The sequence below is a fragment of the Paenibacillus sp. FSL R10-2771 genome (assembly GCF_038000205.1).
Lineage (GTDB): Bacteria > Bacillota > Bacilli > Paenibacillales > Paenibacillaceae > Paenibacillus_AQ > Paenibacillus_AQ phytohabitans.
The window spans coordinates 6,695,572-6,719,703 of the sequence record NZ_JBBOBM010000001.1 but is presented as its reverse complement, the minus strand read 5'-3'; the positions used below and the strand labels follow the sequence as shown (position 1 = coordinate 6,719,703).

Annotated in this window: 22 protein-coding genes and 1 pseudogene; 17 read left to right on the top strand and 6 right to left on the bottom strand. The window is 53.6% G+C overall.

Translation table 11 applies throughout. The features are described 5' to 3' along the window. The first annotated feature begins 71 nt into the window (after window positions 1–71). Window positions 72–2,504, top strand: coding sequence for a glycogen/starch/alpha-glucan phosphorylase (locus NSU14_RS28910; RefSeq protein WP_042133302.1), 2,433 nt, complete (start codon window positions 72–74; stop codon window positions 2,502–2,504). Between the two features lie 145 nt (window positions 2,505–2,649). Here NSU14_RS28910 and NSU14_RS28905 read toward each other — a convergent pair whose 3' ends face one another. Continuing rightward, a complete protein-coding gene (locus tag NSU14_RS28905; RefSeq protein ID WP_039309920.1) occupies window positions 2,650–3,129 on the bottom strand; it encodes a GAF domain-containing protein in 480 nt (159 codons plus the stop codon). A gap of 221 nt (window positions 3,130–3,350) precedes the next feature. Here NSU14_RS28905 and NSU14_RS28900 point away from each other — a divergent pair, with 221 nt between their 5' ends. The 3 genes from NSU14_RS28900 to NSU14_RS28890 all read left to right on the top strand — a co-directional run bounded on the left by NSU14_RS28900 (window position 3,351) and on the right by NSU14_RS28890 (window position 5,920). Beyond that, window positions 3,351–3,650 (top strand): hypothetical protein, encoded by a 300-nt coding sequence (locus NSU14_RS28900; RefSeq protein ID WP_039309934.1) that lies wholly within the window; start codon window positions 3,351–3,353, stop codon window positions 3,648–3,650. A gap of 177 nt (window positions 3,651–3,827) precedes the next feature. After that, complete coding sequence (locus NSU14_RS28895) at window positions 3,828–4,388, top strand: GNAT family N-acetyltransferase (RefSeq protein WP_076246246.1); 561 nt, start codon at window positions 3,828–3,830, stop codon at window positions 4,386–4,388. A gap of 26 nt (window positions 4,389–4,414) precedes the next feature. Next, a complete protein-coding gene (locus NSU14_RS28890) occupies window positions 4,415–5,920 on the top strand; it encodes an MDR family MFS transporter (protein WP_042133304.1) in 1,506 nt (501 codons plus the stop codon). Between the two features lie 125 nt (window positions 5,921–6,045). On the opposite strand, the gene NSU14_RS28885 is transcribed toward NSU14_RS28890, so the two are convergent. Next, window positions 6,046–6,513, bottom strand: a complete 468-nt coding sequence (locus NSU14_RS28885; RefSeq protein WP_039309924.1) for a MarR family winged helix-turn-helix transcriptional regulator — start codon at window positions 6,511–6,513, stop codon at window positions 6,046–6,048. A gap of 404 nt (window positions 6,514–6,917) precedes the next feature. On the opposite strand from NSU14_RS28885, the gene NSU14_RS28880 reads away from it, so the two are divergent. Beyond that, window positions 6,918–7,661, top strand: coding sequence for an ABC transporter ATP-binding protein (locus tag NSU14_RS28880; protein ID WP_042133307.1), 744 nt, complete (start codon window positions 6,918–6,920; stop codon window positions 7,659–7,661). Further along, window positions 7,658–8,908, top strand: coding sequence for an ABC transporter permease (locus NSU14_RS28875; protein ID WP_076246248.1), 1,251 nt, complete (start codon window positions 7,658–7,660; stop codon window positions 8,906–8,908). Before NSU14_RS28880 ends, NSU14_RS28875 begins: the two co-directional genes overlap by 4 nt. Before the next feature lie 78 nt (window positions 8,909–8,986). Here the strand turns inward: NSU14_RS28875 and NSU14_RS28870 are convergent, their stop codons facing one another. Continuing rightward, window positions 8,987–10,255 (bottom strand): BaiN/RdsA family NAD(P)/FAD-dependent oxidoreductase, encoded by a 1,269-nt coding sequence (locus tag NSU14_RS28870; protein WP_042133311.1) that lies wholly within the window; start codon window positions 10,253–10,255, stop codon window positions 8,987–8,989. 160 nt (window positions 10,256–10,415) lie between these two features. Here NSU14_RS28870 and NSU14_RS28865 point away from each other — a divergent pair, with 160 nt between their 5' ends. The 3 genes from NSU14_RS28865 to nadE all read left to right on the top strand — a co-directional run bounded on the left by NSU14_RS28865 (window position 10,416) and on the right by nadE (window position 13,683). Continuing rightward, a complete protein-coding gene (locus NSU14_RS28865; RefSeq protein ID WP_052421651.1) occupies window positions 10,416–12,137 on the top strand; it encodes an ATP-binding protein in 1,722 nt (573 codons plus the stop codon). A gap of 176 nt (window positions 12,138–12,313) precedes the next feature. Continuing rightward, on the top strand, window positions 12,314–12,748 hold the full coding sequence (locus tag NSU14_RS28860) for a BrxA/BrxB family bacilliredoxin (RefSeq protein ID WP_039309930.1): 435 nt from the start codon (window positions 12,314–12,316) through the stop codon (window positions 12,746–12,748). 125 nt (window positions 12,749–12,873) lie between these two features. Next, complete coding sequence (gene nadE, locus NSU14_RS28855) at window positions 12,874–13,683, top strand: ammonia-dependent NAD(+) synthetase (RefSeq protein WP_039309932.1); 810 nt, start codon at window positions 12,874–12,876, stop codon at window positions 13,681–13,683. 112 nt (window positions 13,684–13,795) lie between these two features. Here nadE and NSU14_RS28850 read toward each other — a convergent pair whose 3' ends face one another. Next, window positions 13,796–14,614, bottom strand: coding sequence for an alpha/beta hydrolase family protein (locus NSU14_RS28850; RefSeq protein ID WP_336101139.1), 819 nt, complete (start codon window positions 14,612–14,614; stop codon window positions 13,796–13,798). Window positions 14,615–14,780: 166 nt separating this feature from the next. Here NSU14_RS28850 and acpS point away from each other — a divergent pair, with 166 nt between their 5' ends. From acpS to NSU14_RS28835, 3 genes are all read left to right on the top strand, one after another. Continuing rightward, complete coding sequence (gene acpS, locus NSU14_RS28845) at window positions 14,781–15,173, top strand: holo-ACP synthase (RefSeq protein WP_042133315.1); 393 nt, start codon at window positions 14,781–14,783, stop codon at window positions 15,171–15,173. 134 nt (window positions 15,174–15,307) lie between these two features. Beyond that, entirely contained in the window at window positions 15,308–16,789 is a 1,482-nt protein-coding gene (mutY, locus tag NSU14_RS28840; RefSeq protein WP_340949014.1) for an A/G-specific adenine glycosylase, read from the top strand. 328 nt (window positions 16,790–17,117) lie between these two features. After that, window positions 17,118–17,387, top strand: a complete 270-nt coding sequence (locus tag NSU14_RS28835; protein ID WP_340948118.1) for a hypothetical protein — start codon at window positions 17,118–17,120, stop codon at window positions 17,385–17,387. A gap of 141 nt (window positions 17,388–17,528) precedes the next feature. Here NSU14_RS28835 and NSU14_RS28830 read toward each other — a convergent pair whose 3' ends face one another. Continuing rightward, on the bottom strand, window positions 17,529–18,137 hold the full coding sequence (locus NSU14_RS28830; RefSeq protein ID WP_039308673.1) for a superoxide dismutase: 609 nt from the start codon (window positions 18,135–18,137) through the stop codon (window positions 17,529–17,531). Window positions 18,138–18,617: 480 nt separating this feature from the next. Between NSU14_RS28830 and NSU14_RS28825 the strand changes: the two genes are divergently transcribed. The 5 genes and pseudogenes from NSU14_RS28825 to folE all read left to right on the top strand — a co-directional run bounded on the left by NSU14_RS28825 (window position 18,618) and on the right by folE (window position 22,681). After that, window positions 18,618–19,037, top strand: coding sequence for a GNAT family N-acetyltransferase (locus NSU14_RS28825; RefSeq protein ID WP_039308670.1), 420 nt, complete (start codon window positions 18,618–18,620; stop codon window positions 19,035–19,037). A 210-nt stretch (window positions 19,038–19,247) separates the two neighbouring features. Then, window positions 19,248–19,865 (top strand): signal peptidase I, encoded by a 618-nt coding sequence (lepB, locus tag NSU14_RS28820; protein ID WP_081969806.1) that lies wholly within the window; start codon window positions 19,248–19,250, stop codon window positions 19,863–19,865. Window positions 19,866–19,903: 38 nt separating this feature from the next. Continuing rightward, window positions 19,904–21,675: pseudogene (gene queG / locus NSU14_RS28815) on the top strand (tRNA epoxyqueuosine(34) reductase QueG). 106 nt (window positions 21,676–21,781) lie between these two features. Next, window positions 21,782–22,033: a YneF family protein gene (locus tag NSU14_RS28810; protein WP_042133331.1), complete on the top strand. Its 252-nt coding sequence runs from the start codon at window positions 21,782–21,784 to the stop codon at window positions 22,031–22,033. A 54-nt stretch (window positions 22,034–22,087) separates the two neighbouring features. Next, window positions 22,088–22,681 (top strand): GTP cyclohydrolase I FolE, encoded by a 594-nt coding sequence (gene folE / locus NSU14_RS28805; protein WP_039308661.1) that lies wholly within the window; start codon window positions 22,088–22,090, stop codon window positions 22,679–22,681. Window positions 22,682–22,768: 87 nt separating this feature from the next. Here the strand turns inward: folE and NSU14_RS28800 are convergent, their stop codons facing one another. Then, window positions 22,769–23,962: a Fe-Mn family superoxide dismutase gene (locus NSU14_RS28800; protein ID WP_340948115.1), complete on the bottom strand. Its 1,194-nt coding sequence runs from the start codon at window positions 23,960–23,962 to the stop codon at window positions 22,769–22,771. Window positions 23,963–24,132: the final 170 nt, after the last annotated feature.

The following is a 24,132-nucleotide window of genomic DNA, read 5'->3' as shown; positions in this document are numbered from 1 at the left end:
TCTTCTGATCCAGTGTTGTAATAGGCAATATTTTTCCACAAATACAAGCATCTGTTAGGAGGAACCTGCTGTTGTTCAACGATAAAGAGACTTTCAAACAAGTGTTCCGCGAGAAACTAATCGGGAAATTAGGCAAACCGCTGGAGGAAGCTTCGAACGCCGATATTTACAATATCCTCGGGAATATGATCCGCGAGAATGCCGGCAAGAACTGGGCGGACACCAATCAGAAGTTCAAGATCGATCAGGATAAGCAGGTCTATTATTTCTCCATGGAGTTTCTGATCGGCAGGCTTCTGGGCAATAACCTGCTGAATATGGGTGTGCTGGAGGTTGTCCGTGAAGGACTCTCGGAGCTGGGCTTCTGCCTGCAGGATATCGAGGAGGTTGAAGCGGATGCAGGGCTTGGTAATGGCGGTCTGGGCCGCCTGGCTGCCTGTTTCCTGGATTCACTCGCCTCACTGCAATATGCAGGGCATGGCTGCGGCATACGCTATAAATACGGCCTGTTCGAGCAGAAGATTGTAGACGGATATCAGGTAGAGCTGCCGGACTACTGGCTGCAGAATGATAATGTGTGGGAAGTCCGCCGTGAAGACAAGCAGGTGGAAGTGCACTTCTGGGGACATGTGGATACCCGCTGGGAGAATGATGAGCTGTTCTTTGAGCACAAGGACTATGAAGCCGTGAGGGCCGTTCCGTATGACATTCCGGTGATCGGGGCAGACCGCAGGCATGTGAATACACTGCGCAACTGGAGTGCAGAGTCGATCACACAGCCTTCGAGAGTCTTCGGTGCACTGGGGGGGACAGATTATCACAAGTTCCTGGAGTATAAACGCTCCGTAGAATCCATCTCGGAGTTCCTGTATCCGGATGATTCACAATACGAAGGCAAGCTTCTCCGGCTGAAACAGCAATATTTCCTGTGTAGTGCCGGACTGCAGAGTATTCTGCGTACCTTCGCCAAGACAGGGGCTCCAATTGACAGCCTGCCTGACAAGGTGGCCCTGCATATTAACGACACGCATCCTACACTGGTTATCCCTGAGCTGATGCGTATACTGATGGATGTGCACGGGATTGGCTGGGATCAGGCCTGGGGCATGACGACACGTATGGTCTCTTATACGAATCATACCATTCTGAGTGAGGCGCTGGAGAAATGGCCGCTTGGCATGGTCAAGGAGCTGCTTCCGCGCATCTTCCTGATTATTGAGGAGATCAATGCCCGCTTCTGCGGAGAGCTGATGAGCAAGTATCCGGGAGACCAGAACCGGATCAATCAGATGGCCATCATCCATGATGATCAGGTACGGATGGCGCATCTCGCCATCGTGGCCAGCCACAGCGTAAACGGCGTAGCGGCACTGCATACGGAAATTCTGCAAAAGCGTGAGATGCGCCTGTTCAATGAGATGTATCCGCACCGCTTCAATAATAAGACCAACGGCATCACACACCGCCGGTGGCTGCAGCATGCCAATCCGGAGCTTGCCGGACTGATCAGCGAATCGATCGGCACCCGCTGGATTCATCAGCCGCAGGAGATGATCGGACTCATCAAATACAGTGAGGATTCCTCCTTCCAGGAGCAGGTGGCTGCGATCAAACGCCGCAACAAGCTGCATCTGGCCGACTACATCTACGGGAAGCACGGTGTCCGGGTGGACCCCGACTCCATCTTCGATGTGCAGGTGAAGCGGCTGCATGCCTATAAGCGCCAGCTGTTGAATGTATTGCACATTATGCATTTGTACAATCAGATCAAAGACAACCCTTCGCTGAACATCGTACCGCGTACGTTCATCTTCGGTGCGAAGGCGGCCCCGAGTTATCATCTGGCTAAGCGGATCATCAAACTGATAAATACGGTGGCTGATGTAGTGAATAAGGACCCGGACATTAACGGGAAGATCCGCATCTTCTTCCTGGAGAATTATTCGGTATCGCTGGCGGAGAAGATTATTCCGGCAGCGGATGTAAGTGAGCAGATCTCTACAGCGAGCAAAGAAGCCTCCGGTACCGGGAACATGAAATTTATGATGAACGGTGCGCTGACTGTCGGGACGATGGATGGAGCTAACGTGGAAATGCACGAAATGGTAGGAGACAATAACATGTTCCTCTTCGGTCTCCGGGCAGAGCAGGTCATGGACTACTACCAGTACGGCGGTTACCACGCCCGCGATATCTATAATGGCGACGGCCGGGTGAAGGAAGTGTTGGATCAGCTGATTGTACCTGGACCGTTCTGCGCTCATGCCCAGGAATTCGATACGCTCTACCAGTCGCTGCTTGATAATAATGATGAGTTCTTCGTCCTCAAGGATTTCGCCAGCTATGTGGAGACCCATGTCAAGATTGACCTGGCCTACCGCAACCAGAAGGAATGGCTTAAGAAGTCAATTATCAATATCGGCCATTCCGGCAAATTCTCCAGTGATAATACGATCGCACGCTATGCCTCCGAGATCTGGCATATCCATCCGGTTAAGGTATAACGCGTCAGCTACAGGCTGAATCTCCGCAACAGGAGCCTCAGCCTGTGCTATTTCTGCACATGCACATGAAGAAGCCGCTCCATCAGCAGGACATTCCTGCAGTGGAGCGGCTTCTTCATGCTAAGGCATATGGAGAGGAGGAGAATTACAGCACCTCGGATACCATGGCTGCGAACCGTTCAAGGAAACGGCGTTCCTCATCGTCGAAGCGGTGTTTGAGCGGGCTGTCGATATCCAGTACGCCGTACAGGGTATCCCCCTTAACCAGCGGAACTACGATTTCGCTGTTCGAGGCAGCATCACAGGCAATATGCCCCGGAAAGGCATGGACATCGCCTACGACAAGGGTGCGGCGTTCCGCAGCCGCTGTTCCGCATACGCCGCGGCCAAGCGGAATACGGATGCATGCCGGAAGTCCCTGGAACGGGCCCAGAACCAGCTCTTTGCCGTCAAATAAATAGAAACCGGTCCAATTGGTGTCCGGTAGAGAAAGCTTTAACAGAGCTGAAGCATTGGATAAGTTGGCGATAGCATTGGGCTCGCCCTCCATAAGTGCCCCGAGCTGGCTTAGAACGGCTTCGAACCGTTCACTGCGGGTGCCATCATAAGGCATGGCTTGAAACATGAAGCATCACCTTCCTGTACCTTGAGTCAGTATGAATCCATAACTGTTAACTAACAAGATAGTACAGCGGAGCGCAATACGTCAAGCAATAACGGAATTATCCGGTTAGTGGAAGATCAGGAAGATGTATGAATTGTCTCCGGGCGGATGTTTCCGGCAACCCCGGGCAGGGTAATGCTTTTATAAATATACCGAAGGCTTATAGCCGGAAGGAGTGGAATATGCGCGCCGACGTACAGAACTTGTTTATAGGAATCCATATGCTTTATTTCGCACATGAGAGGAATCTGACACTGACGGAGATGCAGCCGGAGCTGGAGGATTTGGGATACCGGGTAGCGGAACGCGAAGTGAAACAGGAGCTGGAGCGGCTGACCCAGGAGAACTTCCTCACGGCCCATGGTGAGGCATACAGCATTACCGGAACGGGAATAGAGGAATTCAAAGCGATTCAGGCCAAGCTGGGAGTGCTATGCACCGAAGTGCTTAAGCCGGTTAAGGCTGCGGGTACATCGGGTTAATTCTACATCAAGTAACCATTCATGTTCAGAAAACGTACGGCGTCTGATCGCGCGGAAGCAAGCCGCGCGGAGCAGGCGCTATTTGTGTGGAGTGTGGAGTTCGGATTCATGTCAGATTTCGCTTAAGGGAATGCTTACATCTGATGTATACTTATTAGGATGGAAGGGGACGGGAAGATGTATATATGCGGCGGAGTAATTCCGGAATTAACCGGCCGGAGAGTGCGGCTCCGGGCTATGGCTGCCGGAGATGCAGGAGCGCTGTTTGAGATCTGGTGCCATCCTCAGGTTGCGCCCTGGCTGGATGCCCCCTTCTTGTCCTCTGCAGAAGAAGCGGGAGCACTGATTGCTCTGCTGGCACAGATGGCCCGGGAAGAAGAAAGCATACGCTGGAGTATTCTGGGGCCGGAAGCAGAGGTTATCGGAAGCTGCGGCTATAATCACTGGCAGCTTGAGGGGGCTTACCGGGGGGAGATCGGTTTCGAGCTGTCACCTGCCGCCATGGGTCAGGGGTATATGCGGGAAGCGCTGGAGCTTATGCTGGAATTCGGCTTCGGCAGCATGGGGCTGAACCGGATTGAAGCCTTATGCCATCCTGACAATATCCGGGCGGAGCAGCTGATTACAAGGCTCGGCTTCCGGCAGGAAGGGCTGCTGCGTCAGTACCGGCATACGGATTCCGGCTATCAGGATGTACGGATGTATTCCTTGCTGCAAGGAGAGAAAGTGCGGGGCTGAGAACATAGAGAGAGGATTTGGATTGATTGAAGTCACCTGGTGAAACTGAACGCAAGTTAATTTTAATTGGAGTACTGCTGGCCACTTTTCTGGCAGCAATCGAAGGTACGGTCACAGGACCGGCGGGACCGGCCATTGTCGGCGATTTTCAGGGCATGCAGTGGCTCAGCTGGATATTTACCGCTTATCTGCTGGCTATGGCGGTTACGACGCCTATTTTTGGCAAGTTAAGTGATCTGATTGGCCGCAAGCCTGTGTTCATTGGCGGGGCCGTGGTCTTTCTGGCAGGCTCGCTGTTATGCGGGGTTTCGCAGAGCATGCAGCAGCTGATTATTTTCCGGGGGATACAGGGGATCGGTGCGGGTGCGCTCATTCCTATGACTTTTACGATTATCGGGGATATCTACAGCATTAAGGAACGGGCGAAGACTCAGGGGCTGCTCAGCTCGGTATGGGGGATTTCCTCTCTCGTAGGACCGCTGCTTGGCGGTTATGTGGTTGATTATTTGAGCTGGCGCTGGGTGTTTGTCTTTAATCTGCCTTTTGGGCTGCTATCTATTATATTCATCTCGCGGTATCTGAAGGAAGAGAAGGTCCGGCGCAAGACCAGAATCGATGTGGCCGGAGTGCTGCTGTTCGCGGCAGGAATGGGAGCGCTGCTCTTTGGTCTTACGGCGGGAGGGCAGAGTCTGGCATGGAACTCTCCGCTGCTGCTGGCTATCTTAGCGGGGGCTGCGGTGCTGCTGGCCGTGTTCCTGTTCGTGGAGCGCCGTGCTCCCGAGCCAATGCTGCCGCTGGAGCTGTTCTCTATCCGCAATATCGCTGTCTCTACAGGAGCTAACCTGCTGGTCAGCACCTTAATTATCGGGCTGTCTACATACGTGCCGCTGTGGGTGCAGGGCGTCTTCGGTAAAAGCGCAGCCCTCTCGGGCCTGCTGCTCGCCCCGATGTCGGTGGGCTGGATGCTCGGCTCCATCGCTGGCGGAAGAATGATTCTGCGCGCGGGTACCCGCCGTACAGGGATGCTGGGGCTGTCGCTGATTGTTGTCGCAGCGGTAGGGCTGACTCTGATGAACGGGGATTCGTCCCAGCTGCTGCTATTGATTCTGATGCTGTTCTGCGGCGTAGGTTTTGGTTATGCTTCTACAGTCTTCACGATTATCGCGCAATCCTCTGTACAGCATGAGCAGCGCGGTGCGTCAACGGCCCTGAATACCTTCACCCGTTCACTCGGGCAGACGGTGGGGGTAGCGATCTTCGGGTCTTGGCTGAACTACAATATCGACAGGAAGCTGGCGGAACAGCCTGGGGCTTCTGCTACAGGGGCTGATATCAACCAGCTGCTTAACCCGCATAGCGGGAGTACCCTGTCCGCTGAGGCCTGGGGCAGTCTGCACGGCGCGCTGGAGAGCGGCCTGCACTCGCTCTTCATTGTGATGGCCGTCTTTGCTGTGGCCTCCCTGGTTATTTCTGCGGGGCTTAATAAAGGGCTGCCAACCATTCAAGAGGGAAGTACCGCGTCCAAGCCATAATCTTCAAGCCTGCTTATTCATAACAAAGCGGCAGCGCATCCATCAGGATTGCGCTGCCGCTTTGTTATCATTACTATTAAGCAGGTTAGTGAATAGATTCACAACTGCATCTGCCTCAACTGCGCTTATTTGCGTGGAAGCGGGGAGAGCTTCTCAGCCTGCAGGCCCATCTTCTTCAGAAGAATAATCATTTGTTCCTTTTCTTCATCGCTCAGTCCGCTGAAAGCCAGATGCAGGCGTTCCGAATACTTCGGGTACATTTCGTTCATCAGGCGCTCGCCTTCTACAGTCAACTCGGCAAAAATCACACGCCGGTCGCTCGGGCAGGGCTTGCGCTGCAGGTAGCCGCGTTCTTCCAGTTTGTCGATTACGTAAGTAACGTTGCCGCTCTGCAGCAGCAGCTTGGCACCGATCTGCTGGATAGGCTGTGCCCCCTTATAATAGAGGACCTCCATAACGGCGAAGGCTGTAGGATTGAATCCTTCAATCTTGCTGCCGGTAACGGCGTGTTCGTTAATGCTCTTGAAAGACTTGGCAAAAACCCGGTACAAATGCAGTGTCAATTGAGTATCGCGTTCATATGATTGTATCATGCTTCTCCACCTCTATTGTTAATCGTACAGGCTTCCCCGCACGGTTTGGAATACTGCTTTTCTTGATCTAGCTTTACATTACTTCAAACAAAGAATGAAGAACATGTCATTTGTCACAATAAGCACACTTTTAATTATTAAAAATCAAACAATTTTTTGATGGTGCATAGCTGCTGCGGATTTCACACGATTTTCACATAATGATCTGTACCTAAGCTGTAACGCAGGGGTGGAAATAGTGGGATCCGGCGCGGGTTTGAGGTCTGCCCCCGGTAATTCGTATAATGGGATACAGAGACCAGGCCGCTGACGGATAGCGGTGGTGAAATTTTTTGCAGCATAGACCCGTCTATGGTGTTATGATCGCATTACTATGAACGATTGCCTAGGAGATGGAGAGTTGTATGGACCAGATTACGAATTATTACGAAGAGCGTGAAGACGATGAGGATATCGTGCTTGATGTTGTTATTGAGGAAGCCGGTTATGAAGCCGGAGATATACGGATATCAGGGATTTCCTTTCAGGTGCGTAAGGGCGAGCTGCTTGGATTAATCGGACCGAACGGGGCCGGCAAAAGCACTACGATCAAGACCCTGCTCGGCCTGCTGAAGCATGCCAAGGCTAAGGTGAAGCTGGGCGGCGAGAACAAGTCCTATGCCTATGTGCCGGAGCAGCCGGTATTCTACGAAGATCTGACGCTGTGGGAGCATCTCGATCTCGCGGCCGCAGCCTACGGGCTAAGCTATGAAACCTTCGAGTCAACAGCGGAGAAGCTCTTGACCCAGTTTGGTATGGAAAGTGTGCGCAATGATCTGCCTGCCGGCTTCTCCAAGGGCATGAAGCAGAAGATGATGCTGATGCTGGGCTTTCTGGTCCAGCCCGATGTCTATATCGTGGACGAGCCGTTCATCGGGCTTGACCCCCGGGCAACCAAGGATTTCCTGCGCCTGCTTGAGGCGGAGCGCGAGCGTGGAGCCGGGGTGCTGATGTCTACGCATGTTCTGGATACAGCGGAGAAGATCTGTGACAGCTTCATATTAATCTCCGGCGGCAGAATTGCTGCCGAGGGCACGCTGGAAGGTATACGCGGGGATGCAGGGCTGCCGGAGGGGTCGTTGTTTGATTGCTTCGACGAATTAACATGAGCAGGAATTCATTTGCGTTTCCTACAGCTGCTGCTCTTTTCCGGCGCCGGCTGGCTTCCCACTTCCGTGAGCAGTCTACTATTATCCGTACAGCTGTGGACTGGACCGTCCTGCTGTATATTATTATCCCGGGAGGCTTGCTTGGCGGACGCTTCTACTATGGGTACTGGAACGGGGAGCAGCCGGCGTGGATCAGCACTGTCCCCTATATGGTCGTACCTGCGCTGCTGGCCATTCTGCTGGCTACCGGAGGAATCGTATTGCTGCTGCAGGAAGGTGACTCGCTGTTTCTTAGACAGCGGCAGAACTGGATCAGCACCATTATCCTGCGGGGAATGGTCTACAGCCTTGCGGTAACCACGCTGAAGATGGCGGCGGCCTTTGCCATTCTGCTGCCGTTTCTTATCAAGGGCTTCGGAGTCAGTGCGGCAGGGGCCTACGGGCTGCTCGCGCTGACGATAACCTGCAGCTGGTCCGTTAAGCTGCTGGGCCATTTCGTTAAGGTGCAGCGGCAGGGCTTCCGCCGCTGGCTGTGGCTGATTCCGGCTGTCACCGTGCCCTGCGGTGTCTATCTGCGTCTGGCAATCCTCTGGAAGGACAGCCCCGTCCTGCTGTTCATTGCTGCTGGCGGATTCACTGTGATGGCAGCCATAGTGTTCAGGACCCGCCTGCGGCTGCGCGGCACCTTCATGAACGATGTGCGCGAAGACTACAAGCAGCGGATGAAGATTGCGGCCATTCTGCTGCGCGGAGTACTGGATAAGCCGCGGCCTACACGGTATAAACCGTGGATCTTCCGCAAATCGCAGCCGCTGCTGGCCTCGAAGGAACCGGAGAGCCGCTTCTCGGCCGCAGCGGTCAAGGCGATGCTGCGCAATCCGGCCCACTTCAAGCTGTATTTGTCGTTTACCGGCGTGGCGCTTGTGGCCATCTTTATTGTGCCGGCCGTTCTGAAGTGGCTGCTGTTTGCCATCCTGACAACACTGATGGCGTATTGGCTGTCTTCCTTCTGGCTGCTGTTCTCCGGCGATGACTATATCGGTATTCTGCCGTTCACCAAAGCGCAGAAGGCGGATGCCGGTTCCAAGGCCATGCCGATTCTATTAATGCCGTTTGCGGTCCTCAGTGCAGCCGTTGTCTGCATCCCCGTGTATGGCTGGTGGGGGCTCCTGCTCTTTATACCGGTAGGCGCTGCGGCAGCCATCTGGATTGGCCGTATATTCAGTGTCATGCGGTTTGCCAGATAACATACAATAAGCCTTCCTCCGCACCTGGAGGAAGGCTTATTTAATTACAGGAATGAGCCCGGGAGCCTCAGCGGCTGCTTATCCGTGCACTTGCCCGGCCGCATGTTTGCCGGCTGTGTATCCGGTCGAGAAGGCAGCCGTAATATTATAACCTCCGGTATATCCGTGAATATCCAGAATCTCGCCGCAGAAATACAGCCCCTGCGTAAGTTTCGATTCCATTGTTCTCGGATCAATCTCCTTCAGATTCACCCCTCCGCCAGTCACAAAAGCTTCTGCCAGGGAACGCGTTCCGTAGACCAGTACCGGCATACGCTTCAGCAGGGTAGCCAGTGCCTGAAGACCGGTCCGCGGCAGGTGATGACCTGTAAGCTCACCGTCCAGTCCGCTTTTGGCCAGCAGCAGCGGAATCAGGCGCTCAGGCAGCAGGCCCTTCAGCGAATTGCGGATGGCCTTCTTGGGCTCCAGCTCCAGCTTATTCTGCAGCAGGTTCTCTGCCTCTTGCAGAGTCAGGTCGGGGAAGAGGTCGATAGACAACTCTACGGTATCTGTACCTGATTTCTTCTGAACCTGGCGCAGGAACTGGCTGCAGCGCAGGGCGATCGGGCCGGACAGCCCGAAATGAGTGAAGATCATATCTCCGCGGTGGGAGATCACCTTCTTGCCCTTGGGATTCCAGACCGTAAGACTCACGTCACGCAGGGATAAGCCCTGCAGCTCACCAGATTTAATCCATTCCTCCCTTGAAAGGATCGGCACCTCCGTCGGGAACAGCTCCGTGATCGTATGTCCGGCAGCAGCGGCCCACGGATAGCCGTCACCGGTAGAGCCGGTCTGCGGCACCGATTTGCCGCCAGTAGCGATAATAACGGCCCCGGCACTGAAGGCTTTTCCCGATTCCAGACGTACGCCCGTGGCCGCACCGTTCTCATAGATAACCTCGCGCACCGGACTGTCTGTCATAATCTGTACGCCAAGACTGCGCACTTTGCCAACCAGCGCGGAGACAACACTTGCAGCCTTGTCCGATACAGGGAACATCCGACCGTTGTCCTCTTCCTTCAGGGCGATACCGAGGGCTTCGAAGAACTCAATAATATCCCGGTTGTTGAAATGATCGAATGAGCTGTATAAAAAACGGCCGTTGCCCGGGATATGGGCGATCAGCTCCGCAGTTTCCTTGATATTGGTAACATTGCAGCGTCCGCCGCCTGAGATGCCCAGCTTCCGGCCAAGCTTGGCACCTTTATCAATTAATAATACAGCCGCCCCGTGTCCGGCTGCCGCTACGCAGGCCATTAATCCGGACGGGCCGCCTCCAATGACAATTACATCATAGTTACTCATAACTCTGCTCCTTTACATGTTGCAGCACTCTGCTAACGGCATCATACCATTCCGGCCGGAGTGTAGCCAGACCCGGAGAGGCTTGATGTGATTATCGTTGTCAGGAGTGCGCGGTTGTGCTTTAATCTAAGGGGAAAGGGTATTTTGTCCAAATTGGGGAGTGATTGCAATTATTCATGCGGTTAAGGATATTTTATTGCAAATATCGGCTGCGTGCACCTTCCTGTTTCTGTTTCAGTGGCGGTTGGACCAGGGCCATTTCACACGCAGAAACCGCAGATTTCCGGATGACCAGACTTTTCTGATAATATGCTGTGCACTCGGGGTTACATTGTGTATGGCCTTGTCGACTACAATGTTCGGAGTAGTGTATCTGAATCTGGCTATCCTTCCGGCGTATATAGGGATCTTGTACGGGACTTTTCGTTCAGGGGCTTACCTGGCAATGTATTTCATCTTTTGCACTGTACTATTCTCGGTTCCTTCAGGATTTGATCATCTCATATTAAATTCGGGGGTACTGCTGTATCCGCTGTTGTTTGGTATGGCCAAGCCCTTCAAGAGTGCCTCTTTAATCCAAAAAGTCGGCATGCTATGGGGTACTCTGTTTCCCAGTATGCTGTTTATTGTAATTGTACCTAAGATGCAGGGACAAAGCATCTTCAACACACCCCCCACGGATGCGATTCTGGTAGGGGTGTATTTATTAACGGCTGTTATTTTGGGCGGACTGTTTATTGTATATATTGAAACGGCCTGGGACAAGCTGCAGGTCAAGGAACGGATGAAAGGTATCTCCGAGAGATTCCAGTGGGAATCGGAGAAGCTCCAGCAGATTACTAATGTGGTGCCGCTGAATATTATGTCGTTTGATGACAACGGATATGTGACGGAGCTGAATGAATACATGCTCAGCCTGATTCAGCGTCATTGCCCCCATCTGACCAGAGAGATTATATTATCCCAGCCGGCTGACCGGGTCTTCGGCCACAGCATGGATCAGGAAACCTATGAACACTTACGGGGAATCCTGCTGAACAGGCAGCGTGCCAATACCAAGATCAAGTATGATTCCATGACCTATCATATCTTCACGGCGCCGTTACAGCATGAGTCCGGTATTGCGGGCGGCCTTGTCATGATTATACAGGATCTTACGGAAGAGGAGAAAATCCGCAGCGAGCTTGATAATGTTGAACGCCTGACGCTGGTCGGGCAGATGGCGGCCGGAATTACCCATGAGATCCGCAACCCGATGGCGGTAGTGCGCGGATTCCTGCAGCTGATGCGGGAAAAGAGTCCGGAGGACCTGCATTCCTATTACCATATTGTAATGGAGGAGCTGGACCGGGCCAACAGTATCATCAATGACTTCCTGTCGCTGGCCCAGAGCCGTGTATCGGACAAGGAAATGGTGCAGCTGCATCTCATTATGGAGGAGCTTACCCCCCTGATCTGGGCGGATGCCAATCTTCGCGGACAGAGCGTTGAATTGAAGCTTAGCCCGTCTCTGCCGCTGCTGCGGCTGAACGTCAGGGAGATCAAGCAGCTGATACTCAATCTGGCCCGCAACGGAATGGAGGCAATGGAGGCCAAAGGGGTGTTGACGCTGGAAACCTGTGAGCATGAAGATACTGCTCAGCTGATCATCACAGATACGGGAAGCGGCATCCCGCAGAGCCAGCTGAAGCAATTGTTTGCCCCGTTCTTCACAACCAAAAGCCAGGGTACAGGACTTGGACTGTCGCTTTGCCTGAGTATCGCCGAGCGTCACAACGGAACCATTCATGTGGAATCCGAAGTGGGCAAAGGCACCTCGGTCATCGTTACGATCCCCTTTGAGCCCAAGGAGGAACCCGCTGAGGTGGAAGTCTATTCTTAGGGATTCAAGGCTCTAACTATGCGCTTTAGCGCTGCTGTATAACGGCTTGTAGGCAGGTTGCTTCTCTTGCTTTCACAGAGTATGTATGTATAATAAAGTTAGCAAGTAGTGCAGTAACGCGGCGACGTTATCCGGGTTCTGACAACTATTCTAAGGGTAAAGGAGAGTGCAGAGAAATGTCCATGTCTTTTAATCAATATATGAAGGATTCCATTCAGCCTATGCGCGATGATCTGACGAGTATCGGATTTCAGGAGCTGCTGACTCCGGATGAAGTTGAAGCAACTCTTCCAGCCGTTAAGGGAACTTCGCTTGTGGTTGTTAACTCCGTTTGTGGTTGTGCCGCCGGCCAATGCCGTCCAGGTGTAGCCCAGGCGCTGCAGAACGAAATTCTCCCCGATCACCTGTTCACGGTATTTGCCGGCCAGGAGAAGGAAGCTACAGCCAAGGCGCGTGAGTATTTTGCTCCGTACCCGCCATCTTCACCATCCATTGCCTTGATGAAGGACGGCGAGCTTGTTCATTTCATCGAACGTCACGGCGTTGAAGACCGTTCGGCTGCTGAAATTGCGGCTGAGCTGAAGGAAGTTTTCAATCGTCTGTGCCAATAAGCTCATTTTCTGTAAGGGATATTCCCGCATCAGCCGGAGGCTAGGCTCATGCGGGATTTTTTCTGAACATATAGGCACCTGAGTCCCATCGGACAGATCAAGTTATAAGAAAAGGGGTGTGTGAATTGGGAATGCAGGAAGAGATTATTAAAGCCCTGGGAGTCAAGCCGGTGATTGATACCGGAGCGGAAGTGCGCAAACGTGTGGATTTCCTGAAAGCATATGCGCTGCAGGCGGGTGCCAGGGGGCTGCTGATTGCTATCAGCGGAGGCGTTGATAGTGCAGTGGCTGCGGGTCTATGCAAACAGGCTACGGACGAGCTGACGGCAGAGGAAGGCAAAGAGTATATTACACTCGGTGTATTCCAGCCTTACGGCGAGCAGGAGGATATTGAGCACAGTTACGCGGTAGCCAAGGCGTTTGAGCTGACGCATACGGTGGAGACGAATATTGAAGAAGCTGTAAACGAGATCGCGCTGGAGGTAGAGCATAGCCTGAAGGCGCTGGGACAGCACCGCCACATCACCCATCAGGGCAAAGGGAATGTGAAGGCGAGAACGCGGATGGTTATGCAGTATGCACTAGCCTTCGAGAACAATCTGCTGGTGGTAGGAACAGACCATGCCTCTGAAGCCATCACCGGGTTCTATACCAAATGGGGCGATGGTGCAGTTGATATTACACCGCTGTCTTCACTGAATAAACGGCAGGTGCGGCAATTGGCTGCGGCGATTGGAGTACCGGCCGATATCGTAACCAAAGCACCGACAGCCGGCCTCTGGCCGGGCCAGACGGATGAAACCGAGCTGGGGATCACCTATGATGACAACAGTGACTATCTGGAGGGCAAAGCGGTGTCTCCCGAGGTCGCCGGGAAGCTTGAAGCCTACTACCGCAGAACGGGGCATAAACGGGATGCAATCCCTGGAATATAAGCAGTCAGAAGTATAAAAGAACCGCCGGAGAAGCTGCAGTCATTTCGCAGAATTCCCGGCGGTTCTGGCTTTCATAAGTATTAGCTGGAGAGGCGCTGCCCAACTTGTAAGCTTAGCCGGCCAGGATCTGGTTAATAAACTCCAGGGAGGCGGATATTGCCTCCTCCAGCTGCGGGGTAGCTCCTTCGAACGGGTGCACGGTACCGAAGGTGTGATTGCCGCCGGGAATCTGCACCCAGCGGATATCCGGGCGGAGCTCCGTTAATTGCTCTGATCCCCGGCGCAGCCGTTCACTGTCCTGGCTTCCCTGAATAAGAACCGCCGGGAAGCTGGCTGTTGTCATCCGTTCCAGCAGGTTGTAGCGAACGGCATGCTGTTCCAGGTCCTCCAGCAACACGGCATCCAGCGGCATTTGCTGGCCGGTCCGGCCATTAAGCACATGGGTCCGGCCGCTGCGCCTCATCTCAATCTTCTGTTCCTCCGTGAACAGGTCGAGGTCGGTAATGCCGTTCCAGGAGATCACTCCGGTGATCTCTCCCGGATGGTCCAGCGCGTACAGCAGGCTGCCTCCGCCGCCACGGCTGTGGCCCAGCAGGAATAACGGCAGGCTGCCGAATTTGTGGTGCTGGCTGAGATAAGAGAGCAGGATCTCCATATCCTTGATCTCACGGGTATAGGTATTGCGGGCGAACTTCTCAAGCTCCGTGAAATTCTGCAGATCTTCGCCGATTCCGGCATGTGAGAAGTTGAAGGTTATGACCTCATGCTCCTGGCTGAGGGCTGCCGCAGCATAAGGAAACATCCCCCAATCCTTGAACCCCTTGTAACCGTGGGCGATAACAATCAGGCTCTTAGCCTTATCCCTGGCGGGGAAATGCGAGCAGCGGAGTACAGCATCTTCTCCTGCGGGCAATTGGAAATTACGGGTCATCGGGTAAATCCCCTCTCTATATAATCTGAAACGGATTTGAAGGTTGTATTATTGATAATGTTTATGAATAATGTTTATGAAGATCATACCATTATTAAAGCAGGTAAGGATAGGGCGGTTTTTTACAGTAATTGCATATTGCCTGTCCAGCTAAGGAGTGGATATAGTGATTTATGGAATCGGAAATGATGTGCTGGAAATCCGCCGGATTACGGCTCTGCTGGCAAGCGGACAAGCAACCGGATTTCTGCAGCGCATTCTTACAGAGCGTGAGCTTGAGCTGGCCGCAGGGCGGAAGGGGAAGGCAGCGGAATTCGCTGCGGGGCGTTTTGCCGCCAAGGAGGCAGTAGTGAAGGCACTGGGCTGCGGAATCGGCGCGAAGGTGGGATTTCAGGATATTGAAATTCTGCCGGACAGCCAGGGCAAACCGGTCGTTTCACTGTCGGAGGCGGCCTGGGACCGGCTGCTTCTGCCGGGCGGCCGCCATATCATCCATCTGGCCATTACACACAGCGGGGATCTGGCTTCAGCCTTTGCCGTAGTGGAGCAGGTAAACTAAGCTGCTGCGGAGTGCCGGATCCTGCCTGCGGCTTCGCAGAGCGGTATTTATACGGGTAAACTTTACGCAATAAGGGGACGAGCTGCTTATCGCGGAATATAGATACATTCAATATAGAAGCAAGGAGATTAATGATGACTACAAATGAGCAGCAGGAAGCCAAGTCATATTTCAGCCGTAATTTGCTGGAGTGGTACCATGGGCAGAAGCGGGATCTGCCGTGGCGGCGTCACCGCAATCCTTATTACATCTGGATTTCGGAGATTATGCTTCAGCAGACAAGAGTCGATACGGTTATTCCTTATTTCAACCGGTTCATCGAGCGGTTCCCTACGGTGGAGTCACTGGCCGATGCCCCGGAGGAGGATGTTCTGAAGTGCTGGGAGGGGCTTGGCTACTATTCACGCGCCCGGAATCTGCAGCACGCCGCGAAGCAGGTGAAGGAAGAGTATGGCGGGCAGGTTCCCAATGACCGTGATGCCGTATTCGGGCTTAAGGGAGTGGGGCCTTATACGGCCGGAGCTATTCTCAGCATTGCCTTCAACCGGCCGGAGCCCGCTGTGGACGGCAATGTCATGCGGGTGCTGTCCCGATATTTCCTGATTGAGGATGATATCGCCAAAGGCCCCACCCGCGTCAAAATGGAGCGCCTGGCGGCAGAGCTGATTCCCGAAGGGGAAGCCTCGCACTTCAATCAGGCGCTGATGGAGCTTGGCGCGCTGATCTGCACGCCGAAATCACCGCGCTGTCTGCCGTGCCCGGTGATGGAGCACTGCTCAGCGCGCCTAGCGGGCTGCGAGACCTCGCTGCCCGTCAAGACCAAGGCCAAGCCGCCTCGCCCGGAAGAGCGGCTGGCAGCCCTGATAGAGGGCCGCGGCGGGCACGCGGGCCGGGTACTCATCCGGCAGCGGCCATCCAGCGGGCTCCTGGCCCGCATGTGGGAGCTGCCGCACTGGCCGGCGCCGCCTGCGGAGGGCGGCGCTTCCGCTGCGCTGCTGCCGGAGACGGCAGCGCAGGACCGGCTGCGCCGGTCCCTGCTTCAGGCCGGGATTTTCGCCCGGCCTGAAGGGCACTGGATGGCTGCGGAGCATACATTCAGCCATATTGTCTGGACCCTGCAGGTGTACCGCTGCAGGGAAGAGGAGGCCCCGGCCCTGCCGCTGGCTGCGGAAGGGCGTTCCTTGTACGGCGCAGCGGCCAGGAACGGCGCTGCCAGTGCTGATGCTGCAGCCACCGGCGCAGCACCCGGGGCTGCCGGGGCTGCCACCGGCCCGGCTGATCCGGGCAGCACCTCAGCTCCCGGCCCGGGTGAACCGGTTGCCGCTGCAGACTATGCCGCCGCAGACTATGCCGCCGCCAGTGCGGCTGGTGCCGGTGATCGCTCCGCCACCAGCCAAGGCATGTACAACGCCGGGCTCACCGCGTCCGTTCCCGCCGATTTATTCGCCGATGGCAGCGGGCCCGTCGAGCGCTTCGCGGACGGAAGCGGAACAGCGGAGGATGCAGGCGCAGTACGCTGGATCAACCGCAGCGACATGGCGAATTACGCCTTTCCCAATGTGTTCCTCAAGCTGCTCAACGCTTATTTTGATGAGCAGGAGGGGGGCGCCGTGTAATCCGGCTCGGCTATGCAGTCTTGCTAGCTATAACCGGGAGTACCGGCAAACCGTTTGGTCTGGCAACTCCGCTTCTGAGGTTAAGGAAGACAGTTTGGCCAGGCCAGTTATTGCGGACGGGTATAACCCGGAGGAAGCTCCATTCCTTGTGCGTCATCCCGGAGAACAAGTGAACAAAGAGCATTTGATTTTCTCTAATTATTCGGAATTCGTCCTCGAAGGTGAAATCAGATAAATTAGCTGCCGTTTATCCACCTTTCCTGTTCTGCGCGGACGACATCGTATAATTAAATGTGCAATTTCTCTAATTCCACCAAAAGTGGGCGGTATGAGGAAATTAAAGGGAAAAATCCCTCTAATTCCGCCGAAAGTGGGCGGTATGAGGAAATTAAAGGGAAAAATCCGTCTAATTCCGCTGAAAGTGGGCGGTATGAGCAAATTAAAGGGAAAAATCCCTCTGATTCCGCCGAAAGTGGGCGATATGGTGAAATTAAAGGGAAAAATCCCTCTAATTCCACCAAAAGTGGGTGGTATGTGGAAATTAAAGGGAATTTCCACTTATCAGGCATGTACCCGAAGGGATAGCGCATCGCACTAAGACATATACCTGCATTCGCAGGAATGTGTGCCGCGGGTGCCTGTTCCTCCGTATTCCCAGCACAAAAAACCGGGAGCCACCCACAAGGGTGCTCCCGGTTTTTCTTATACCGTGATGCTGCGGCTTACACGCCGCAGTTCTTTATTTTGCGCTTTCGTAACGTTTGCCGACTTCTTCCCAGTTCACTACGTTCCAGAACGCCTTGATGTAGTCAGGTCGTTTGTTCTGGTAGTTCAGGTAGTAAGCATGCTCCCATACATCGAGGCCGAGGATTGGAGTTGCGCCTTCGCTGACCGGGTTGTCCTGGTTAGGAGTGCTGGTCACAGCAAGCTTGCCGTCTTTCACGACGAGCCAGGCCCAGCCGCTGCCGAAGCGTGTAGTAGCTGCAGTAGCGAAGTCTTCCTTGAATTTGTCGAATCCGCCCAGTTCGCTGTCAATTGCAGCAGCCAGAGCGCCAGTGGGTGCGCCTCCGCCGTTCGGTCCGATAACTTCCCAGAACAAGGTGTGGTTGGCATGTCCGCCGCCGTTGTTGCGAACAGCAGTGCGGATAGCTTCAGGTACAGCGTTCAGGTCAGTCAGCAGCTCATCGATGCTCTTGTCTTGCAGTTCAGGTGCTTTTTCCAGTGCGGCGTTCAGGTTCGTCACATAAGTGTTATGGTGCCTGTCGTGATGAATCTCCATCGTCAAAGCGTCGATGTGTGGTTCAAGAGCGTTGTTTGGATAAGGAAGTGCCGGTAATTGAAATGCCATGGAAAAATCCCTCCTGAGTATATTAGAATTTGTATAGATAAAGAATTTTGGCGGTCTTGACGTCAAAACCCCTTATTTCCGATGTGGCTTATAGGTTATATATCCGTTGAGATACTTATTATTAAACCGTATCTGGAACAATAATGCAACATTAAACAAACAATAGTGTTTATAAAGTATTTTTTCATCCATAGCTCACTACAAATGTTAAGGGTGTGTTAAAGTTATAAAACTCCTTAAGAGAGAGTGTTTGCACTGCGATAATTTCCTTAATCAAGAAAAAATGAAACTATATTCAATGAAAACGCTTCATATCAAGCGCTTTCAAAAGAAAATTGATGATATCGCGAGAAAAGTGTGCTTTAATAGATTTAAAAGCAGGTATTCCTCGGTTTTTGATGCTTTTTTCCTCTTTACACTGTTATGGAAACTCCTTCTTTTTGTAAAATTCTAAGCCATAGAAAAGGGAGACTTTTAAGTATGCACGTTCGTTCCTTTCAATTAAGCGACGTTACTCCAGTGACTGAATTGCTGCAGACCGCATTATCGGAAGAATGTTTCGAGAGCACGATCGAGCCCTTCTCCAGGCAGCTTTCATGGGATTCAGATCTCATTGTAGTTGCAGAGGATGAAGGAGAAATCATCGGCGCACTGATTGGTACGATTGAGAAGAACCACGGCTGTTATTTCCGCATTGCCGTCCATCCTGAATACCGCCGCAGAGGAGTCGGCAAGAGTCTCGTATCGGCAATGGAACACAGATTCCAGGCACGCAAGGTCAGCGGTATTTATGTAGCCGTTGATGAGCATAATTCCTTCGCACTGCCGCTGTATGAGGCTATGGGTTATGGTGAGGACCAGATCTTCAAATCTGTACGCAAGCTGAGCATTGTCGGGTAATTATTTTTTGAAACGGTGCTGTAAGCGGAAACAATTGGTAGAGTAGAGAACTAATGCAGCCTGTACTTTTAGAATAAGGTCACACCTGCATAGTCTGTTTCATTATACTAAAGCATATCTTCCCAGTGTCCATTGCATTGCAAATGGGCGGAAGATATGCTTTTCTATTGTTATGGACTTATAAACCCAATCGAAGCAAGTAGGTGGCCTATGAACCGGGAGCTTGAAGAAGAATTCATGCGGAGCCGCAAACAACGATACAGATCCGTTACCCATAACAAATCCAAGCGCGAATCGAGAAGAATTTGGCTTAAGGATATGCGGGAGTGGATCATCACTGCGGGGATTGTATTCGCGATCATGTCACTGCTTAATATTTTTGTGTTCAATGTGTCTACTGTGATTGGCCAATCCATGCAGCCGACCCTCTACGAAGGGGAGAAGCTGATTATTAATAAGATTGCACTGAGCTTCGGGAATCCGGGCCGGGGCGATATTGTTGTTCTGCATGACCCCAGCACAGGGCCGGACCGTAAGGAGTACCTGGTTAAGCGGATTATTGGTATCCCCGGTGATATCGTGGAAGTTCAGGACCAGCAGCTATATGTTAATGGTAAAGTAGTGGATGAGCCTTACATCGATACGGCCATTCAAGACCCGGATTTCAGTCAGCTGACTGTGCAGGACGGCACCTACTTTGTAATGGGGGATAACCGCCATGCCGGAGCCAGCAAGGACAGCCGTTATTTCGGCGCTGTTGCACAGGAGCGTATTGTGGGGAAGGCATCACTGATCTGGTGGCCTGTAGCTAAGATGAGAGTCCTGTAAGGGATTTGTATAGACATAATAATAAAGGAGAGGCGGAAATGAATTCTAACTTCCAGTCACCTTATGCTCCGCCGCCTTCCAAGTGGGAGGATCTCAAGGCTGCAATCAAGGCTGCTGCGCCGGCGCTCGGTATTGACGATATCGGGTTCACCACCGCAGAGCCGTTTTTATATTTAAAAAATATTCTTCAGGAACATAGGGACAACGGGTACGACTCGGGCTTCGAGGAGCCGGATCTGGACAAGCGGACGGTTCCGGCGCTGCAGTCGGGAGAGCAGCCGCTCTCTATTATTGCAATCGCTGTAGCCTATCCCTCCAAAATGGAGGACCCGCCCAAGTCCGAGCCCGGAGCACGCAGAGGCATACTGGCCAGGGCATCGTGGGGGCAGGACTATCATCATGTACTCCGTGAAGCGCTGGCGAAGCTGGAGAACTTCATCCGCGAGCGTGTTCCGGATGCCGTACTGGAGAGTATGGTGGATACGGGCGCTCTTGTTGACCGGGCGGTTGCAGAGCGGGCGGGCATCGGGTTCAGCGGCAAAAACTGCGCCATTATCTCCCCCAAATGGGGATCTTGGATCTATCTCGGGGAAATGGTGACGAATATACCGCTGCCTCCGGATCAGCCGGTGCAGGAAGGCTGCGGGGACTGTACGAAATGCATCGATGCCTGCCCTACCGGCGCACTGGTGGGTCCGGGACAACTCAACGCCCAGGCTTGCATTTCCTACCTGACACAGACCAAGGGGTTCCTCAGTGAGGACTACATGACCAAGATCGGGAACCGGCTGTACGGCTGCGATACCTGCCAGATTGTCTGTCCCCATAACCGCGGCAAGAACTGGAATCACCGCCCGCAGCTGCTGCCTGATCCGGAGATCGTGAAGCCGCTGCTGATGCCGATCCTGGATCTCAGCAACCGTGAGTTCAAGGAGAAATTCGGCAGCAGCTCGGCTGCATGGCGGGGCAAAAAGCCTATCCAGCGCAATGCGGTTATCGCGCTTGGCAATTTCAAGGAAGCTTCTGCCGTGCCGAAGCTGACCGAGATTCTGCTGCAGGAGCCGCGGCCGGAGATGCGCGGGACTGCCGCCTGGGCCCTAAGCCGCATCGGCGGCAGTGAAGCCCTCACAGCCGTGGAGCAGGCACTGCAGAAGGAAGAGGACGTTACGGTGCGCGGAATGCTAAGCCGGGCACAGGACAAGCTGCTTGGGCAGAAGGAGGCGGAAGGAGAATGAATCACCGTCCAGAGAGCAGCGAAGGGGCGGAAGCTTCGCTCTATTATAAGGAGATCGATTCAATCATTGGCCCGTTGACGCTATGCGCGACAGCTTCCGGACTATGCATGATCAAGTTCGGCACCTATGATGCGAACTCGGACACTATTGCAGGCTGGGTGAAGACGCAGCTGGGTCCCGCTGCACAGATTTATGCGGATACCGGGAGCTTGTCCGAGACGGAGCAGCAGCTTACAGCGTATTTCTCAGGAGAACTGCAGAGCTTCAGTGTGCCGCTGGATATGCGCGGAACGGATTTTCAGCGCCAGGTATGGGAAGCTCTGCTCAGCGTGCCTTACGGGGAGTCCGCCTCTTATAAGGATATTGCGGTCATGATCGGCAATCCGCAGGCTGTACGTGCTGTTGGCGGGGCCAATAACCGCAACCCGGTTCCGGTCATTGTACCCTGCCACCGGATTATAGGTGCCGGAGGCGCACTTGTCGGTTATGCCGGAGGTCTGGGAATCAAAAGCCGCCTTCTGCAGCTGGAAGCGGAGCAGGCAGGGCCCGGCTTAAGCGGCAACTATCTCTTCTGAATCACGGGATTTGCCAATTGCTGTCCAGTTGTTGAAATGCTATGATAGATTCGCGTGCCTTAAATAGGGGCATTGCCAGACAATAGAGTACAAAGGTGGATTACAGATGAATATTGCATTGCCTATTATTACGCTTGTTGTAGGTCTGATCGGCGGATTCTTTATCGGTGTGTATTATCTGCGCAGACAAATGACAACGATGCAGAATGATCCTGAAATGCTGCAGAAGGTTGCTAAGCAAATGGGATATAACCTGAACGGAAAGCAGATGCAGCGTGCCCAGCAGATGATGAAGAACGGCAATCAGCCGGGGCGTGCTCCTGCGGCAGCCAAAGGACAGGCCCGCAAGAAGAAATAATCAGGATAAGGAAATAGATAAGAATCAGCTTCGGGTGCGGAAGGGGGAGATTTCATGGGGAGCATCAAGGAGTACATGAACGGGAAGGTTTCTGTAAACCGTGAGCAAATCGAATATCATGTTGAGAAAATATTAGAGCTGATTGGTGAAGATACCAGCCGCGAAGGCCTGCTGGAAACACCGGCTAGAGTCACGCGGATGTATGAAGAGATATTTGGCGGTTATTCGATTGATCCGCGCGAGGCGCTGGGCGTAACTTTCGACGAGTCTCATGAAGAGCTTGTCATTGTGAAGGATATTGTCTACTACAGCCAGTGCGAGCATCACATGGCTCCTTTCTTCGGCAAAGTGCATATTGGCTATGTCCCCAGCGGGCGGATTGCCGGACTGAGTAAGCTGGCCCGGCTCGTGGAAGCAGTCAGCCGCCGCCTGCAGGTGCAGGAGCGCATTACTGCCCAGATCGCCGACATCATGACCGAGGTGCTGAATCCGCACGGTGTCATGGTGGTTGTCGAAGGAGAGCATCTGTGCATGTGTGCCCGGGGTGTGAAGAAGCCCGGCAGCAAGACAGTAACCATGGCAACCCGGGGCACTTTCCGTGAGGATGCTGCTGCCCGGGCCGAGTTTCTTGCTCTGATCAAAGAATAGTACGCGGGACTAATATTCCCTGACTTGTGCAAGGCAAAGCCCGGCGGCCACTTTCGAGTGGCCGCCGGGCTTTTTTGGGGAAAGACCTCAAAAAGGCTGCCAGACCAGCTTGCGGGCGGCGCTGTACCGCTCGGCTACGTAAGGCCAATTCACGACTTTCCACCAGTCCTGGATATAATCTGCGCGGTTATTCTGATGCTTGAGATAATAGGCATGCTCCCATACATCCAGCGCCAGCAGCGGGACAACATCCCACTGGGACAGATTCTGATGCTTCTCAGCAGTCAGAATCTCCAGCCTGCGGCTGCGCGGGCTCCAGACCAGGATGGCCCATCCGCCGCCCTCCACTTTATTGGCCGCTTCAGTGAACTGGGCCTTGAAGGCATCGTAGCTTCCGAAGCTCCGTATAATGGCATCCAGCAGTGCTCCGGATGGCCGGCCGCCGCCCTGCGGGGACATGACGTTCCAGAAGATCGTGTGCAGATAATGGCCCGCCCCGTTAAAGGCAAGCTCCCGTTCCCAGTGTTTAACGAGATCATAATCGTTGCTCTTCCGGGCTTCCGCCAATTTAATCTCTGCTTTATTGAGTCCGTCTACATAGCTCTGGTGGTGCTTGTCGTGATGAATAATCATCGTCTTCTCGTCGATGTAGGGCTCCAGCGCATTATAAGCATAAGGGAGCGGGGGCAGTGTGTGCCCGCCGATCGGGACCGGCCCCAATTCACGGGCTTCCCACAGAGGAGCCGTCCAAGCCGCCGTTTCCTGGGGAGAGTCTTCACTTAGGGACACCGCAGGCATAGCAGCCGGTTCATCCTGCTCTATTGGGTTCTGCCGCATCATGCCGGCACCGGCTCCATATTCCGGGGCGCTGAGAGCCGTGAGCACGGCAAGGAAATACTCCGATTCGCAGATAAAATGCTTCACTACGACCCCGGCCAGAGGGGAGGCGCTCATGGCCTGGCTAGCCTCCCCCATAGCCTTCAGCTGGCGGATGAATTCACTGGATTGGCTGCAGGCTGTATGAAGCAGCAGCTCTGTTTCGGCGGCAAGGCTTCCCGGACCGCCGAAGGCCGGAGCCTGTTGGCTTCCGAGCAGTTGACACGCCGCCTGCTCCGTAGCCAGGAAGACAACCGTCCATTCCTGGAGCAGCTTGACATAAGGCTCCTCGAGGTTTGGAGTAAGCTGGATAAGAACCTCAGCGTGTTCCTTCTCCTGTTTTTTCCAGAAGGCAATTTCCCCTAGAATGTGCACTGGCAGCGGCGCACCGGATACATATTGCATAGCATGCAGTCCTCCCGTCCTGAATTTTCAACGCTTCATTATATGACCGGGAGAGTCCGCTTATGTAACGGTATTCGTTGTGGCCTAAGGCACTATGGTGAGCAAACCCCAAAAAAGCATGCGCAGCATGTATAAGGAAATACATCTGCGCATGCTTAGTTAATCCAATA

Coding starts and splice junctions, on each gene's coding strand:
- NSU14_RS28905 (WP_039309920.1), bottom strand. CDS start 3,129: ATGTTTCAAGCCATGCCTTATGATGGCACCCGCAGTGAACGGTTCGAA.
- NSU14_RS28900 (WP_039309934.1), top strand. CDS start 3,351: ATGCGCGCCGACGTACAGAACTTGTTTATAGGAATCCATATGCTTTAT.
- NSU14_RS28895 (WP_076246246.1), top strand. CDS start 3,828: ATGTATATATGCGGCGGAGTAATTCCGGAATTAACCGGCCGGAGAGTG.
- NSU14_RS28885 (WP_039309924.1), bottom strand. CDS start 6,513: ATGATACAATCATATGAACGCGATACTCAATTGACACTGCATTTGTAC.
- NSU14_RS28880 (WP_042133307.1), top strand. CDS start 6,918: ATGGACCAGATTACGAATTATTACGAAGAGCGTGAAGACGATGAGGAT.
- NSU14_RS28875 (WP_076246248.1), top strand. CDS start 7,658: ATGAGCAGGAATTCATTTGCGTTTCCTACAGCTGCTGCTCTTTTCCGG.
- NSU14_RS28870 (WP_042133311.1), bottom strand. CDS start 10,255: ATGAGTAACTATGATGTAATTGTCATTGGAGGCGGCCCGTCCGGATTA.
- NSU14_RS28860 (WP_039309930.1), top strand. CDS start 12,314: ATGTCCATGTCTTTTAATCAATATATGAAGGATTCCATTCAGCCTATG.
- NSU14_RS28850 (WP_336101139.1), bottom strand. CDS start 14,614: ATGACCCGTAATTTCCAATTGCCCGCAGGAGAAGATGCTGTACTCCGC.
- mutY (WP_340949014.1), top strand. CDS start 15,308: ATGACTACAAATGAGCAGCAGGAAGCCAAGTCATATTTCAGCCGTAAT.
- NSU14_RS28835 (WP_340948118.1), top strand. CDS start 17,118: ATGAGGAAATTAAAGGGAAAAATCCCTCTAATTCCGCCGAAAGTGGGC.
- NSU14_RS28830 (WP_039308673.1), bottom strand. CDS start 18,137: ATGGCATTTCAATTACCGGCACTTCCTTATCCAAACAACGCTCTTGAA.
- NSU14_RS28825 (WP_039308670.1), top strand. CDS start 18,618: ATGCACGTTCGTTCCTTTCAATTAAGCGACGTTACTCCAGTGACTGAA.
- lepB (WP_081969806.1), top strand. CDS start 19,248: ATGAACCGGGAGCTTGAAGAAGAATTCATGCGGAGCCGCAAACAACGA.
- NSU14_RS28810 (WP_042133331.1), top strand. CDS start 21,782: ATGAATATTGCATTGCCTATTATTACGCTTGTTGTAGGTCTGATCGGC.
- folE (WP_039308661.1), top strand. CDS start 22,088: ATGGGGAGCATCAAGGAGTACATGAACGGGAAGGTTTCTGTAAACCGT.
- NSU14_RS28800 (WP_340948115.1), bottom strand. CDS start 23,962: ATGCAATATGTATCCGGTGCGCCGCTGCCAGTGCACATTCTAGGGGAA.